General features: G+C 65.7%; 16 protein-coding genes. 13 read left to right on the forward strand and 3 right to left on the reverse strand.

The features are described 5' to 3' along the window. Positions 1–12: 12 nt before the first annotated feature. Entirely contained in the window at positions 13–1,107 is a 1,095-nt protein-coding gene (gene apbC, locus AC2T4A_RS26080; RefSeq protein WP_486742146.1) for an iron-sulfur cluster carrier protein ApbC, read from the reverse strand. Between the two features lie 286 nt (positions 1,108–1,393). On the opposite strand from apbC, the gene metG reads away from it, so the two are divergent. The 5 genes from metG to AC2T4A_RS26105 are packed head-to-tail and all read left to right on the forward strand — an operon-like array spanning position 1,394 to position 6,102. Beyond that, a complete protein-coding gene (gene metG / locus AC2T4A_RS26085) occupies positions 1,394–3,430 on the forward strand; it encodes a methionine--tRNA ligase (RefSeq protein ID WP_486742147.1) in 2,037 nt (678 codons plus the stop codon). 25 nt (positions 3,431–3,455) lie between these two features. Continuing rightward, positions 3,456–4,259 carry a DUF4349 domain-containing protein gene (locus tag AC2T4A_RS26090; RefSeq protein WP_486742148.1) on the forward strand — a complete coding sequence of 268 codons (804 nt, stop codon included), beginning with the start codon at positions 3,456–3,458 and terminating at the stop codon, positions 4,257–4,259. Beyond that, positions 4,256–4,579, forward strand: a complete 324-nt coding sequence (locus AC2T4A_RS26095) for a hypothetical protein (RefSeq protein WP_478377050.1) — start codon at positions 4,256–4,258, stop codon at positions 4,577–4,579. Before AC2T4A_RS26090 ends, AC2T4A_RS26095 begins: the two co-directional genes overlap by 4 nt. Then, on the forward strand, positions 4,579–5,694 hold the full coding sequence (locus tag AC2T4A_RS26100) for a glutathionylspermidine synthase family protein (RefSeq protein WP_478377051.1): 1,116 nt from the start codon (positions 4,579–4,581) through the stop codon (positions 5,692–5,694). The genes AC2T4A_RS26095 and AC2T4A_RS26100 overlap by 1 nt, the downstream gene beginning before the upstream one ends. Before the next feature lie 9 nt (positions 5,695–5,703). Beyond that, positions 5,704–6,102 (forward strand): DUF350 domain-containing protein, encoded by a 399-nt coding sequence (locus AC2T4A_RS26105; RefSeq protein ID WP_416747977.1) that lies wholly within the window; start codon positions 5,704–5,706, stop codon positions 6,100–6,102. Here AC2T4A_RS26105 and AC2T4A_RS26110 read toward each other — a convergent pair. Further along, entirely contained in the window at positions 6,096–6,626 is a 531-nt protein-coding gene (locus tag AC2T4A_RS26110; protein ID WP_486742149.1) for a hypothetical protein, read from the reverse strand. The genes AC2T4A_RS26105 and AC2T4A_RS26110 overlap by 7 nt on opposite strands. A gap of 208 nt (positions 6,627–6,834) precedes the next feature. Between AC2T4A_RS26110 and rsxA the strand changes: the two genes are divergently transcribed. The 8 genes from rsxA to AC2T4A_RS26150 all read left to right on the forward strand — a co-directional run bounded on the left by rsxA (position 6,835) and on the right by AC2T4A_RS26150 (position 13,603). Beyond that, positions 6,835–7,419, forward strand: coding sequence for an electron transport complex subunit RsxA (gene rsxA / locus AC2T4A_RS26115; RefSeq protein WP_486742150.1), 585 nt, complete (start codon positions 6,835–6,837; stop codon positions 7,417–7,419). Next, positions 7,416–7,970: an electron transport complex subunit RsxB gene (gene rsxB, locus AC2T4A_RS26120; RefSeq protein ID WP_486742151.1), complete on the forward strand. Its 555-nt coding sequence runs from the start codon at positions 7,416–7,418 to the stop codon at positions 7,968–7,970. The genes rsxA and rsxB overlap by 4 nt, the downstream gene beginning before the upstream one ends. Then, positions 7,967–10,300 carry an electron transport complex subunit RsxC gene (gene rsxC / locus AC2T4A_RS26125; protein ID WP_486742152.1) on the forward strand — a complete coding sequence of 778 codons (2,334 nt, stop codon included), beginning with the start codon at positions 7,967–7,969 and terminating at the stop codon, positions 10,298–10,300. The genes rsxB and rsxC overlap by 4 nt, the downstream gene beginning before the upstream one ends. After that, a complete protein-coding gene (locus AC2T4A_RS26130) occupies positions 10,300–11,340 on the forward strand; it encodes an RnfABCDGE type electron transport complex subunit D (protein WP_486742153.1) in 1,041 nt (346 codons plus the stop codon). Before rsxC ends, AC2T4A_RS26130 begins: the two co-directional genes overlap by 1 nt. Beyond that, the gene (rsxG, locus tag AC2T4A_RS26135; RefSeq protein ID WP_416747965.1) at positions 11,337–11,972 is read left to right on the forward strand and encodes an electron transport complex subunit RsxG; all 636 of its coding nucleotides are present in this window, start codon (positions 11,337–11,339) and stop codon (positions 11,970–11,972) included. Before AC2T4A_RS26130 ends, rsxG begins: the two co-directional genes overlap by 4 nt. Then, entirely contained in the window at positions 11,965–12,678 is a 714-nt protein-coding gene (locus AC2T4A_RS26140) for an electron transport complex subunit E (RefSeq protein ID WP_416747963.1), read from the forward strand. The genes rsxG and AC2T4A_RS26140 overlap by 8 nt, the downstream gene beginning before the upstream one ends. Next, a complete protein-coding gene (gene nth, locus AC2T4A_RS26145) occupies positions 12,675–13,313 on the forward strand; it encodes an endonuclease III (RefSeq protein ID WP_416747961.1) in 639 nt (212 codons plus the stop codon). Before AC2T4A_RS26140 ends, nth begins: the two co-directional genes overlap by 4 nt. 107 nt (positions 13,314–13,420) lie before the next feature. Beyond that, on the forward strand, positions 13,421–13,603 hold the full coding sequence (locus AC2T4A_RS26150; protein WP_017521020.1) for a PA3496 family putative envelope integrity protein: 183 nt from the start codon (positions 13,421–13,423) through the stop codon (positions 13,601–13,603). A gap of 168 nt (positions 13,604–13,771) precedes the next feature. On the opposite strand, the gene ppnN is transcribed toward AC2T4A_RS26150, so the two are convergent. Continuing rightward, the gene (gene ppnN / locus AC2T4A_RS26155; protein WP_416747958.1) at positions 13,772–15,163 is read right to left on the reverse strand and encodes a nucleotide 5'-monophosphate nucleosidase PpnN; all 1,392 of its coding nucleotides are present in this window, start codon (positions 15,161–15,163) and stop codon (positions 13,772–13,774) included. Positions 15,164–15,304: the final 141 nt, after the last annotated feature.

Below are 15,304 nucleotides of genomic sequence, written 5' to 3' on the forward strand. Positions count from 1 at the left end.
AGTCCCTGCGTATCAGTCGTCGCTGATGGAGATGTTCGGCATGTCCGGCGCGGCCTTCTCGCTCAGGGCGATGCGGGCGCCGACGCAGCGGGCCATTTCCTGGTAGATCATCGCCAGTTGGCTTTCCGGGTCGGCAATCACGGTCGGCTTGCCGCCGTCGGCCTGCATGCGGATGGCCATGGACAGCGGCAGCGATGCCAGCAGTTCGACGCCGTACTGCGCGGCCAGCTTCTCGCCGCCGCCTTCACCGAACAGGTGCTCGGCGTGGCCGCAGTTGGAGCAGATGTGCACGGCCATGTTCTCGACCACGCCCAGCACCGGAATGTTGACCTTGCGGAACATTTCCACGCCTTTCTTCGCATCGAGCAGGGCCAGGTCCTGCGGGGTGGTGACGATCACCGATCCGGCCACCGGGACTTTCTGCGCCAGGGTCAGCTGGATATCGCCGGTGCCCGGCGGCATGTCGATGACCAGGTAATCCAGGTCGTTCCAGGCGGTCTGGGTGATCAGTTGCAGCAGCGCGCCGGAAACCATCGGGCCGCGCCACACTACCGGGGTGTTGTCGTCGGTGAGAAAGGCCATGGACATGACTTCCACGCCGTGGGCTTCCAGCGGGATGAACCACTTCTGGTCGCGGATCTTCGGCCGGGTGCCTTCGGGGATTCCGAACATGATGCCCTGGCTCGGGCCATAGATATCGGCGTCGAGAATGCCCACCTTGGCACCTTCGCGGGCCAGCGCCAGCGCGAGGTTCGCAGCGGTGGTGGACTTGCCCACGCCGCCCTTGCCGGAGGCCACGGCGATGATGTTCTTCACGTTGCTCATGCCCGGCACCTGGGCCTGAGCCTTGTGCGCGGCGATGTGGGTTTCCACCTTGACCTGGGCCGAATCGACGCCGTCCAGCGCTTCCAGGGCCATCTGCACGGTCTGCGCGAGACCGTTCCTGAACAGGCCGGCGGCGTAGCCCAGCTCCAGGGTCAGCGCGACGCGGCCGCCCTGGATGCCCAGCTCGCGCAGGTAACCGGCGTCCTGCAGGCTCTGGCCGGTGTGTGGGTCGTTGATCTGGCGGAGGACGGCCTCCACAGTGGCACGGGTAACGGCGCTCATGGGTACTCCCGATGAAAGACTGAGCAGAATAGGCGGGCATCTTACGCCTGTCATCGCGGCCTTGCTCGGGATCATCGGTGGTAGGCCGGGTTCGCGAGCAAGCTCGCTCCTACATTCCAGGGCTGCGCAATCATGCTCTTCGTAGGAGCGAGCTTGCTCGCGAACAGTCCAAGCGCCCATGGTTCAAGGACGAACGCCCCTACAGCCAAGCGCCCACGGATGAAAATTTCGCCCCGCCCCTATATAGTTGCCGATTCCCTCGTTTTAACCGGAACGGCCGATCATCATGTCCGAAGCCCGCAAGATCCTCGTCACCAGCGCCCTGCCCTACGCCAATGGTTCGATCCACCTCGGTCACATGCTGGAGTACATCCAGACCGACATCTGGGTTCGCTTCCAGAAGATGCGTGGCAACCAGGCGGTGTACGTGTGCGCGGACGATGCCCACGGCTCGGCCATCATGCTGCGCGCCGAGCGCGAAGGCATCACCTCCGAGCAACTGATCGACGGCGTGCGCGCCGAGCACATGGGCGACTTCGCCGACTTCCTGGTGGAATTCGACAATTATCACTCGACCCACTCGGAAGAGAACCGCGAGCTGTCCTCGGCCATCTACCTGAAGCTGCGCGACGCCGGCCACATCGCCACTCGTCCGGTGACCCAGTATTTCGACCCGGAAAAGCAGATGTTCCTGGCCGACCGCTTCATCAAGGGCACCTGCCCCAAGTGCGGCACCGCCGACCAGTACGGCGACAACTGCGAAGCCTGCGGCGCGACCTACGCGCCCACCGAGCTGAAGGACCCGAAATCGGCGATCTCCGGCGCCACTCCGGTGCTCAAGGAATCGCTGCACTACTTCTTCAAGCTGCCTGACTTCCAGGCCATGCTGCAGCAGTGGACCCGTAGCGGCGCCCTGCAGGAGTCGGTGGCCAACAAGCTCGCCGAGTGGCTGGATTCCGGCCTGCAGGAGTGGGACATCTCCCGCGACGCGCCGTATTTCGGCTTCGAGATTCCCGATGCGCCGGGCAAGTACTTCTACGTCTGGCTGGACGCGCCGATCGGCTACATGGCCAGCTTCAAGAACCTCTGCGCGCGCCGTCCGGAGCTGGACTTCGACGCCTACTGGAAGCAGGGCTCCGACGCCGAGCTGTACCACTTCATCGGCAAGGACATCGTCAACTTCCACGCGCTGTTCTGGCCGGCCATGCTCGAAGGCGCCGGCTACCGCAAGCCGACCGCGCTGAACGTGCACGGCTACCTGACCGTCAACGGCCAGAAGATGTCCAAGTCGCGCGGCACCTTCGTCAAGGCGCGCACCTACCTGGACCATCTGGACCCGGAATACCTGCGCTACTACTACGCCTCCAAGCTGGGCCGCGGCGTGGACGACCTCGACCTGAACCTCGAGGACTTCGTGCAGAAGGTCAACTCCGACCTGGTCGGCAAGGTGGTCAACATCGCCAGCCGTTGCGCCGGCTTCATCCACAAGGGCAACAACGGCCTGCTGGTGGACGCCAACCCGGCGCCGGAACTGGCCCAGGCCTTCCAGGCCGCCGCCCCGAGCATCGCCGCCGCCTACGAAGCCCGTGACTTCGGCCGTGCCATGCGCGAAATCATGGCCCTGGCCGACCAGGCCAACGCCTGGATCGCCGACAAGGCGCCGTGGGCCCTGAACAAGCAGGAAGGCAAGCAGGACGAAGTCCAGGCCATCTGCGCACTGGGCGTCAACCTGTTCCGCCAGTTGGTGATCTTCCTGAAACCGGTGCTGCCGAAGCTGGCTGTTGCCGCGGAAGCCTTCCTCAATGTCGCCCCGCTGAAATGGGCCGACCACGAGCAACTGCTGGCCAATCACCAACTGAACCCGTTCAACCCGCTGATGACCCGTATCGAGCCTGCGAAAATCGAAGCCATGATCGAAGCCTCCAAGGAAGACCTCCTCGCCAGTGCCCCGAAACCCGCCGGCAATGGCGAGCTGACCAAGGACCCGCTCGCCGCGGAAATCAACTTCGACGCCTTCGCCGCCGTCGACCTGCGCATCGCGCTGATCGAGAAATGCGAATTCGTCGAGGGTGCCGACAAGCTGCTGCGCCTGTCCCTCGACATCGGCGACGAGAAGCGCAACGTGTTCTCTGGCATCAAGAGCGCCTACCCGGACCCGAGCAAGCTCGAAGGCCGCCTGACCCTCTACGTGGCGAACCTGGCCCCGCGCAAGATGAAGTTCGGCGTCTCCGAAGGCATGGTCCTGGCGGCCGGCCCCGGCGGTGAGGAGATCTACCTGCTGAGCCCCGACAGCGGCGCCAAGCCGGGCCAGCGCGTCAAGTAAGCATCGGACGGCAAGGAGGCCATCGATGAAACTGCACCACCTGGCAGCGCTCGCCCTGAGCGCTGCCCTTGCCGGCTGCGGCGCTTCTTCGGAACACACAGCCAACTCCGGCGCCGCTTTCCAGGGGGAAGCGGCGAAAGCCGGCTCCTTCCTCGCCTATGAACACCAGGTCGGCATCCGCCTGGCCAGCGAGCGCATCGACGCGCAACTGGCTGCCTCCCGCGATGCCTGCACCCAGGAGCGCTTCGGCCCCTGCGAGCTGATCGCCATCGAGCAGAGCGGCGACAGTCAGATGCGCAATGCGCACCTCGTGGTGCGCATCGTCCCCGAAGGCGTGGAGAAACTCGTTACCCTCGCCGCAGAAGGCGGGCAGCTGCAAAGCCGCCGCACCCAGGCCGAAGACCTCGCCCAGGCGGTGAGCGACAACCAGCAGTTGCGCGAGCGCCTGGAGCGTGAGTACCAGACGCTGCAAGGCTTCCAGGGCCGCAAGGACATGAGCGTCAGCGACCTGCTGGCCCTGGCCAAGGCCACTGCCGAGGTCGAGCAGCAGTTGCATGCCGCTCGCCAGGACTCCGCCCAGCAGCAACGGCGCATCTCCACCAACCTGCTGACCCTGGACTTCTCCAGCGAGTACCAGCCCACCGGGCGCTGGTCGCGCATTGGCAAGGCCTTCGGCAACTCGCTGGACGAACTCACCGACGGTACCGTCAACGCCATCCAGGTAGCCGCCTTCGGTTTGCCGCTGCTGGTCGTGCTGTTCATCGCCGGCCTGATCCTGCGCTGGCTGTGGCGCAAACTCGGAACCCGGCGCGCCGCGAAACCCGCATGAAGAAATCCAACATCGTCTTCACTACCCTGCTCACCGGCGGGGTGCTCTACAGCGTGCTGCACCACAACCCGGTTTACCGCGACCTCTACGCCAACCGCGAAGACTGCCTGAAGGACTGGGGCGCGACGCCCAACGCCTGCGAGCCGGAATCCACCACCAGCAGCAGTGGCGGCGGCAGCAGCTCCGGACGCTATCGCGGGCCGAGCTACGAGGACGGCTCGCGACCGAAGACCGCGCAGACCTACCAGGTGCAATCGCGCCAACTGGTCACCCGTGGTGGCTTCGGCCACTCCGGCGCGCGTTTCTCCGGAGGCGGCTGATGCGTCGCCTGGCCATGACGCCGCGCGCTGACTGGCGCGAGCGCTGCGAGTCGGTCGGCTTCACCTTCCACAGCATCGACGGCCTGTACTGGGACGAATCGGTGGCCTACGAATTCAGCCTCGAACAGATCGAGACGCTGGAAGCCGCCAGCGAAGACCTGCACCTGCGCTACCTGGAATGCGTGGAATGGGTGATCCGCACCGGCCACTTCGAGCCCTTCCAGCTGCCGCCGGGCGCCCGCGAGGAAATCATCCGCTCCTGGAAGCGCCAGGACCCGAGCCTCTATGGTCGCTTCGATTTCGCCTGGAATGGCGAGGGCCAGCCGAAGATGCTCGAGTACAACGCCGACACCCCCACCGGCCTGCTGGAAGCCAGTGTGGTGCAGTGGCAGTGGCTGAACGACGTGAACCCGTCCGCCGACCAGTTCAACTCCCTGCACGAGAAGCTGATCGCGCGCTGGAAGGCCATCGCCCCGGACGGCCTGTTGCACTTCACCGCCATCGACGGCCACGAGGAAGACACCGGCAATGCTCTCTACCTGCTCGACACCGCGCACCAGGCCGGGCTGCCCACGCGCTACCTGCCGCTGGAATTCATAGGCCATCACGCCGGGCGCGGCACCTTCATCGACCAGTACGAACAGGACATCCGCCACTGCTTCAAGCTCTACCCCTGGGAATGGCTGTTGCAGGACAGCTTTGCCGAGCACCTGGAGCGCAGCGCCATCCGCTTCCTGGAGCCGGCGTGGAAGCTGCTGATGTCGAGCAAGGCCATGCTGCCGATCCTCTGGAAGCTCAACCCGGACCACCCCAACCTGCTGCCGGCCAGCTACCGCCAGGACATCCCCGGCGCCTACGTGCGCAAGCCCTTGTACTCCCGCGAGGGCGAGAACATCCGCATTGTCGCCGGCGACCTGCAACTGGAAAGCGACGGCCCTCACGCCGACGCGCCCTGCATCTACCAGGGCTATGCGCCGCTGGCCAACCACGACGGCAACTACGCCGTGCTCGGCTGCTGGGTGATCGACGGCCAGGCCGCCGGCCTGGGCATCCGTGAGGACGCCAGCGCCATCACCCGCGACAGCAGCCGCTTCGTTCCCCACTATTTCGTCTAAGGATTGGCCATGAACCTATTGCAGACCCTGCCCAACTTCCTCGCCTACTTCGCCTCGGCCATCGGCCTGTTCGGCCTGTTCACCAGCCTCTACATCCGCCTGACGCCCTACGCGGAAATCCAGCTGATCCGCCAGGGCAACATCAGCGCCGCCGTGGCCCTGGTCGGCACCCTGCTGGGCTTCGCCCTGCCACTGGCCAGCGCCATCGCCCACAGCGTCAGCATCATCGACATGCTGATCTGGGGCGTGATCGCCATGCTGGTGCAGGTGCTGGTGTTTGTCGGCCTGTCACGCCTGGTGCCGGAGCTCAAGAGCGGCATCGAAGGCAACACCCTGGCCCACGGCGTATTCCTCGGTGGCGCCTCGCTGTGCATCGGGCTGCTCAACGCCGCCTGCATGACCTACTGAGCGTCCTCGCAGTCCACGTCGCCGCCACCCAGGTGCTCGAAGCCTTCCAGATAGAGGCAGGAGGCGTCCTCGGCACAATCCTGCAGCGAGGCGTTGCTCAGGTTGTCCCGTGAGGTGGGGTCTTCCAGGTTCACCTGCGGGAAGATGTCGGCCACCTCCTCGGCGGTCATGATCTTCTCGAAGGTGACGTTGACCGATTGCAGGCGACCGTATTCCCAGTCCAGGTCCACCGCCACGATGCGCGGATCGAGCTGATGCACCAGCGCCTCGGGGAGCTGCGGGCCGGCGTAGCTGAGTTCGGTGTCGTGGCAGGCGTCGCCCCAGTTGCTCAGTTTCCTGCTGGCGGCGCAGCTGAACTGCGCATCGGCATGGCCAGTGCGCTGCTCCAGCAGGCAGGCGAAGTCGGCGACACTCATGCGCGGCCAACTGACCAGATCAGCCGTGGTGAAAGGCGCGGCCGAAGCCAGGCCACTGGAGAACAACAGGCAAAGGGCGGTGAGGCGTCCGGACAGCGTTTTGCGCATCGCGACTTCCATAAGGGGAACCGATCGGGTTCGGCAGCCGCCGATGTTCCTCCCGCCGCCCCCGGCACCGCAACTGATTTCAGGGAGGTACAATTGCCTACTTCGCACCGTGTATTCGAGCCATGTCCTCTCACCGCCATCAACCCGCTGACCACCGGTCTGCGAGCATGATCAGCCTCTCCGCGCGCCCGGCTGCGAGTGCCCGGCCATGACCGAACTCGCCCTGATCCTGGTCAGCGCCATCCTGGTCAACAACTTCGTGCTCGTGCAGTTCCTCGGCATCTGCCCGTTCATGGGCGTGTCGCGCAAGATCGAAACCGCGCTGGCCCTGGCCCTGGCGACCACCTTCGTGCTTACCCTCGCCTCGGCGTTGAGCTACATCCTGCAACGCTACGTGCTGCAACCGCTGGACGTGGAGTTCCTGCGCACCATCGGCTTCATCCTGGTAATCGCACTGGTGGTGCAATTCACTGAACTGCTGCTCAGGAAGACCAGCCCGCTGCTGGCCCGCACACTCGGTATCTTCCTGCCGCTGATCACGACCAACTGCATCGTGCTGGGCGTGGCGCTGCTCAATGCGCGCAAGGCCGAATTCGGCTTCCTGCAATCCACCTTCCAGGGCTTCGGCGCCGGGCTGGGCTTCACCCTCGTGCTGGTGCTGTTCGCCGCCCTGCGCGAGCGCATCGCCATCGCCGACGTGCCCAAGCCGTTCAAGGGCGCCGCCATCGGCATGATTACCGCTGGGCTGATGTCACTGGCGTTCATGGGCTTCAGCGGGTTGCTCAAGCCATGATCGCTGCGCTGCTGATCATCCTGGCCTGCCTCGCCGGCGCCGTGGCGATGCGCCAGGCTTCGGCGCGAGTGAAGGTCGCGGACGCACCCATCGCCGGGCAGATCAACGACCTCCTGCCGCAGACCCAGTGTGGCCAGTGCGGCTATGCCGGTTGCAAACCCTACGCCCAGGCCATCGCCGAGGGTGACGCCATCAACAAGTGCCCGCCTGGCGGTGCCGCGACCATCGCCGCCCTTGCTGAGTTGCTGGACGTCGAACCCCTGCCACTGGACGCCGTCGAGGAAGCGCCTCTGCGTGTCGCCTACATCCGCGAGGCCGAGTGCATCGGCTGCACCAAGTGCATCCGCGCCTGCCCGGTGGACGCCATCGTCGGCGCGGCCAAGCTGATGCACACGGTGATAGTCGACGAATGCACCGGCTGCGACCTATGCCTGGAACCCTGCCCGGTGGACTGCATCGAGATGCGCGACCTGCCGGTGCGCATCGACGACTGGAGATGGCCGCTGCCGCAAGGCCGACTGATCCACAGCGATCGGGAGCGGGTGGCATGAACGTGCAGGTCTGGAATTTTCCCGGCGGCCTGCACCTGCCGGCCAACAAGCAGCAGTCCACTGCCACGCCGATCCAGCGCCCGCCGCTGCCGCGCCGCCTGGTGCTGCCGCTGCAACAACATATCGGCGAGCCCGCCGTGCCTTGTGTTGAAGTCGGCCAGCATGTGCTCAAGGGCCAAATGATCGCGCAGGCCGGCAGCGCCATCAGCGCCGCGCTGCATGCGCCGACTTCCGGCACCGTGGCCGAGATCAGCGAACAACCTTATCCGCACAGCTCCGGCCTTTCGCTGCCCGCGATCGTCATCGACAGTGACGGCGCGGAGCAATGGACGACGCTGGAACCCATTTCCGCATATGTGTCCCTCTCCGGAACCGAACTGCTGCAGCGCATTCGCCAGGCGGGCATCGCCGGCCTCGGCGGCGCCGGCTTCCCCACCGCCGCCAAGTTGGCCTCGCGCGCCCAGGACGACCTGCACACCCTGATCATCAACGGCGCCGAGTGCGAGCCCTACATCAGCGCCGACGACCTGCTGATGCGTGAGCGCGCCGTCGAGTTGGTGGAAGGCATCGAGGTGCTGATGCACATCCTCCAGCCGCAGCAGGTGCTGCTCGGCATCGAGGACGACAAGCCGCAGGCCATTGCTGCCGTGCAGGCCGCCATCGGCGAACGGCCGATCCGCCTGCAGTCGATCCCGACCCGTTACCCGTCCGGCGGCGAGCGTCAGCTGATCCAGATTCTCACCGGCCGCGAAGTGCCCTCCGGCGGGTTGCCGGCGGACATCGGCATGCTCTGCGTGAACGTCGGCACCGCCGTCGCCGTGGCCGACGCGGTACTGCGCGGGCGGCCGCTGATCTCGCGCATCACCACCCTGAGCGGCGCTGCATTGGCGCGCCCGTGCAACGTCGAAGCGCTGCTCGGCACGCCCGTGGGCGAGCTGCTGGACTTTGCCGGCCTCGACGCCGCAAAACTGGACCGCCTGCTCCTTGGCGGCCCACTGATGGGCGACAGCCTGCCGTCAACGGACGCACCGCTGATCAAGACGATCAACTGCCTCCTGGCTGCCTCTCGCGAGGAGCTACCGGCACCGGAAGCGGCCATGCCGTGCATCCGCTGTGGCGACTGCGCACAGGTCTGCCCCGCCAGCCTTCTACCGCAGCAACTGCACTTTTTCGCCCTCGGCGAAGATCACGACCAGTTGATGGCCCACAACCTGTTCGACTGCATCGAGTGCGGCGCCTGCGCCTACGTCTGCCCGTCGAGCATTCCGCTGCTGCAGTACTACCGCGCGTCCAAGGGCGAGATCCGCGAACTGGAACAGCGCCAGCTGAAGGCCGAGCAGTGGCGCCTGCGCTTCGAGCAGCGCCAGGACCGCCTGCGCCGCGAGGAAGAACGCCGCACCGCCGACCGCCTGGCTCGCCAGGAGCGAGCAGCGCGCGCGCAGGCGGACCAACCCGAGGTCGCAACACCCGCCGCGCCGGCCGCGCAATCGGTGATTGAGCGGGTCAAGGCCGAGAAGTCCGTGGGCAATGCGCCCGACCAGCTCAAGCGCCTGAAGATCGAAGCGAGCATGGCCCAGGTCGCGCTGAAGAAAGCCGAGAAGCAACTGGCCGCCCACGACACCGATCAACTGCGCAGCCAGGTCGCCGAGTTGCGCGGCGCCGCCGAAGAAGCGAAAGCTGCGCTGGCGGCTGCCGAAGCGCAAAGCACCAACTCGGCACCGGCGCCCGCTCCGGCTAAAGCTCCCGCCCCGCACGAAGCCGCACTGAAGCAGGCGAAGATTGACGCCGCCATGGCCCGTGCCCAGTTGAAGAAGTCCGAGAAGGCCTTCGGCGAATCGCCCAGCGACGAGCAACGCGCCACCCTCGCCTCCTTGCGCGGAGATGTCGAACGCATCGAGTGCCAACTCACCGAACTGCAGGGGGCCGCCTTGCCGACCGAACCAAAAACCGAGCAGCCCGTTGACGGCGTGCTTGCCCTGCGGCAGGCCAAGCTGGCCTATATCGCGCAGCGCGATGCCCTGCGCGCCGCTGAGCGTGAAGGCGCCTCCGCCGAGGAACTGGACACGATCCACCGGACGCTTGCCGCCGCCGAAGCCGCGCTGCACGCCGCAGAGGACGCCAGCGGCAAGGCGCCGCCAGACCTCGTGCGCACCGACAAGCGCCCGGTGACGGCCGCCCTGCGCGCCGCCAAGACCGAACTGGCCTATGCCCGCGCCGACCTGAAGAAGCTCGAACGCGAGGGTGCCAGCGACTCGCTCCTGGCCGCTGCCCGCGAGCGCCTGCAAGCGGCAGAGCGCGCCGTCGCCGATGCCAATGGCGAGGCTCCCTGATGAAACTGCCGCGCATCAGCTCGCCCCACACCACCGGCACGAACCGCACACAGAAGGTCATGCTGACGCTGCTGGCTGCCTGCGCTCCCGGCGCGCTGGTACTGATCGGCCTGTACGGCGTCGGAACCCTGTTCAACCTGCTCTGGTGCAGCCTGCTCGCGCTCGCCACCGAGGCGCTCATGCTCAAGCTGCGCGACCGCCCGGTGACGTTCTTTCTCAAGGACGGCAGCGCCCTGGTTACCGCCGTGCTACTCGCCCTCGCCCTGCCTCCCTACTCGCCCTGGTGGCTGAGCGCGGTCGCTACGGTATTCGCGATGATCTTCGGCAAGCACCTGTACGGCGGCCTCGGGCAGAACCCCTTCAACCCGGCAATGGTCGGCTACGCGGTGGTGCTGGTGTCCTTCCCGCAGCAGATGAGCCAGTGGCCGGCGCCGGACAGCGCACTCGGATTCACCGATGGCCTGCGGCAGATCTTCGGCGTCGCCAGCCAGGGACCCGACGCCTGGGTCGGCGCCACGGCGCTGGACGTGGTGCGCAACAACCACAGCCTGACCATGGAGGAATTGCTGGCGCAGTCTCCCGCTTTCGGAAACATCGGCGGGCGCGGCGTGGAGCTGGTCAACCTGGCCTTCCTCGCCGGCGGGCTGTTCCTGCTCTGGCGCAAGCTGTTCACCTGGCACGCGCCGGTAGGCATGCTTGGCGGCCTGTTCGTCACGAGCCTGCTGTTCTGGAACGGCACCGGTTCCGACTCCCACGGCTCGCCGCTGCTGCACCTGTTCAGCGGCGCGACCATGCTCGGCGCCTTTTTCATTGTCACCGACCCGGTATCCGGCGCCACCAGCAACCGTGGCAGGCTGCTGTTCGGCATCGGAGTCGGTGTGCTCACCTATGTGATCCGCGCCTGGGGTGGCTACCCGGACGGGCTGGCCTTCGCCGTGCTGCTGATGAACCTTGCCGCGCCCACCCTCGATTACTTCACCCGGCCGCGCACCTACGGGCACAAGAAGCCAGAACGTGGCTTCAAGGCAGGTGATCGATGAACCGCGAGTTGCTCAAGAGCATCCTGGCGCTGGGTCTGGTCGCGCTGATCGCCGCTGGCGTGGTGGCCACCGTTCACCAGTTCACCGCCCAGCGCATCGACACCGCCCAGCGCGACGCGCGTGGCCGCACGTTGCTGGAGTTGCTGCCCAGGGGCAGTTACGACAACCATCCGCTGGAGAGCGAAGTCAGCACTTTCGATCCCAAGCTGCTGGGTCGCGAGGAACCGGCGCCCGCCTACATCGCGCGCCTCCAGGGCCAGGCTACGGCGGTCGTGCTGCAGCCAGTTGCCCGTGACGGCTATGGCGGCTCGATCCAACTGCTGGTGGGCGTGACCGCACAAGGCCGGCTGCTTGGTGTGCGAGTCGTGGCGCACCACGAGACACCCGGCCAGGGCGACCGTATCGAACTGGGCAAGAGCGACTGGCTGCACGGCTTCGACGGCCGCTCACTGATCGACCCGGCCGATGCCGGGTGGAAGGTGAAGAAGGACGGCGGCCAGTTCGACCAGTTTGCCGGCGCCACCGTCACCCCGCGCGCCGTGGTCAAGGCCACGCACCTGGCGCTGCAGTACTTCGATGCTCACAAGGCGGAGCTGCTCGCCCCGGCTGCCTCGGGAGAACAGCATGAATAATCCCGGCTACCGCGAAATCGCCCTGCAGGGCCTGTGGAAGAACAACCCCGGCCTGGTGCAGTTGCTCGGTCTCTGCCCGCTGCTGGGCACCAGCAGCTCCATGGTCAATGCCCTCGGCCTGGGGCTGGCGACTCTCCTCGTACTGGTCTGCTCCAGCGTCAGCGTATCGCTGATCCGTGGCACGCTGAGCGAAGCCGTGCGCCTCCCCGCCTTCCTGCTGATCATCGCCACCCTGACCACCTGCGTCGAACTGCTGATGCAGGCCTGGCGTTATGAGCTGTATGAGGTGCTGGGCATCTTCGTACCGCTGATCACCACCAACTGCGTGATCCTCGGCCGCGCGGAATCCTTCGCCGTGAACAACAGCATCGCGCGCTCGGCCTTCGACGGACTGATGATGGGCCTGGGCTTCGCCCTGGTCCTGCTGACCATCGGCACCCTGCGCGAACTGCTTGGCCACGGCACCCTGCTGGCCGGCATGGACCTGCTGTTCGGCCCCGCCGCCGCCGACTGGAAAGTGCAGATTCCTGGCTACCAGGGTTTGCTGCTGGCGGTGCTGCCGCCCGGCGCCTTCCTGGTGCTGGGCCTGCTGATCGCACTGAAGAACCGTATTGATGAAAGCCTGGCGGACCGCGCCAAGGCGCAGGCGGGCGACGTACCCGCGACCGAGCGCCAACGCGTCCGCGTGACCGGAGTGATCGAATGAATGCTGCCAAGCGTGCGGAGATTTTCCGCCGACTCAAAGAAGACAACCCCAACCCCGAAACCGAACTGGCCTACAGCACGCCCTTCGAACTGCTCATTGCGGTGCTGCTCTCCGCCCAGGCCACCGACGTGGGCGTGAACAAGGCCACGGCCAAGCTCTATCCGGTGGCCAATACCCCGGAAGCGATCTTCGCCCTCGGCGTGGAGGGCCTGTCGGAGTACATCAAGACCATCGGCCTGTACAACAGCAAGGCGAAGAACACCATCGAGACCTGCCGCATCCTCATCGAGAAGCACGGCGGCCAGGTACCGGAGAACCGCGAAGACCTGGAAGCCCTGCCGGGCGTGGGCCGCAAGACCGCCAACGTAGTGCTCAATACGGCATTCCGGCAGCCGGCGATGGCGGTGGACACGCACATCTTCCGCGTCTCCAATCGAACCAACATCGCGCCAGGGCGCAACGTGCTCGAAGTGGAGCGCAAGCTGCTCAAGTTCGTGCCCAAGGAATACCTGCTGGATGCACACCACTGGCTTATCCTGCATGGACGCTACGTTTGCAAGGCGCGCAAACCGCAGTGCGGCAGCTGCCGAATCGAGGACCTGTGCGAGTACAAGCACAAGACTTCGGACGATTGAGCGTTATGAGAAAATTCCTTCAGGCTGATTGAAAAAATCTTTTTTACCGCCCACGCCTTTGTCGATATAAGGGGCGCCAACACACCCCGTGTTGTGGAGTGCACCGAATGGCAAACGACAAAGAAGACCTCGAACTCGAGGACGATGTCAGCACAGACGACAGCGATGACGGCGCAGAAGCCACGGCAGAGGTCGCCAAGACCAACCTGACCAAGCGCCGCATCATCGATAATTACCTGGAAGAGCGTCGCCTGCAGCGCCAACTGTCCGACTACGATTTCGATCTGTAAGCCTTCTCCTTAATGTAAGTCCCACATGAAAAAGCCCCGCATCCTGGCGGGGCTTTTTGTTTTGCGCTCTTCGTAGGACCGAGGGGGGGGGCGCCTAGCCCTTGCTCACGAACCACCCAGCATCAGAGTCGCCGGGAAGTGTTCGCGAGCAAGCTCGCTCCTACAGGTTCACACCGCCACTGCGGAGCGCTGCACCACCCGGTAACAAGGCTCGTACGCCGCGCCGCCCGGCAACTTCATCCGGTGCTGCTCGACGAAGGCCTGCAGCAGCGCATCCAGCGGCTCCATGATGGCCGCGTCGCCGTGGATTTCGTAGGGGCCGAACTCCTCGATCATACGGATGCCGCGATCCTTCACGTTGCCGGCAACGATGCCGGAGAACGCCCGCCGCAGGTTCGCCGCCAGTTCATGAGGCGGTACGTCGCGTCCCAGGTCGAGGCCGGCCATGTTCTCGTGGGTCGGCTCGAACGGGCGCTGGAAGCCCTCGTCGATCTTCAGCAGCCAGTTGAAGTGGTAGGCGTCGTTGCGCTCGCGGCGGAACTGCTTGACTCGCTTGAGGCCAGTGCTCATTTCCCGCGCCACTTCCGCCGGGTCGTCAATGATGATGCGGTAGCGTTTCTGCGCCGCCTCGCCCAGGGTCGCACCGACGAAGGCGTGCAGTTGCTCGATGTACGCCGCCGCGCTGCGCGGGCCGGTGAGCACCAGGGGGAACGGCATGTCCTGGTTATCCGGGTGCATGAGAATGCCCAGCAGGTAGAGGAACTCCTCCGCCGTGCCGACGCCGCCGGGGAACACGATGATGCCGTGGCCGACACGGACGAAAGCCTCCAGGCGCTTCTCGATGTCCGGCAGGATCACCAGTTCGTTGACGATCGGGTTCGGCGCCTCGGCGGCGATGATGCCCGGCTCGGTCAGGCCCAGGTAGCGGCCGTCGGTGATGCGCTGCTTGGCGTGGCCGATGGTGGCGCCCTTCATCGGGCCCTTCATCACGCCCGGGCCGCAGCCAGTGCAGACATCCAGGCTGCGCAGGCCCAGTTCGTGGCCGACTTTCTTGGTGTACTTGTACTCGTTGGTGCTGATGGAGTGGCCGCCCCAGCAGACGACAATCTTCGGCTCCACACCGGCATGCAGCGCGCGGGCGTTGCGCAGCAGGTGGAAGACGTAGTCGGTGATGCCGGCCGAGCTGTCCAGGCCGAAGCGCCGGCTGTTCAGGGCATTCTGGGTGTAGACGATGTCGCGCAGGGCGCTGAACAGCATTTCGCGGGTGCTGGCGATCATCTCGCCGTCGACGAAGGCGTCGGCCGGCGCGTTGAACAGTTCCAGGCGCACGCCGCGGTCCTGCTGGTGGATTTCCAGCTCGAAGTCGCGGTAGGCGTCGAGGATGTGCTTGGCGTTGTCGATCTGCGTGCCGGTGTTGAGGATCGCCAGGGCACACTGGCGGAAGAGCTTGTAGGTACTGCCGGAGCCCGCTTCGCTGAGCTGGTGGACTTCACGTTGGGAGAGGGTTTCGAGGCTGCCCTTGGGGCTGACCGAGGCATTGTTTACCGGTCTTGGGGACATGCTGTATTCCTTGACGATGGAAGCCGGGCGCCGTGGCGCGGGCCTTCCGATAAATCGATGCGGCCGTCCATTCGGCCGTCATTGCCGGGAGCGTCGCGGCGGGGATTCTCCGGCCCGCAGCGCGCTCCTTCTGACTGTGAC

The sequence above is a fragment of the Pseudomonas sp. PVC-3-1 genome (genome assembly GCF_057444315.1).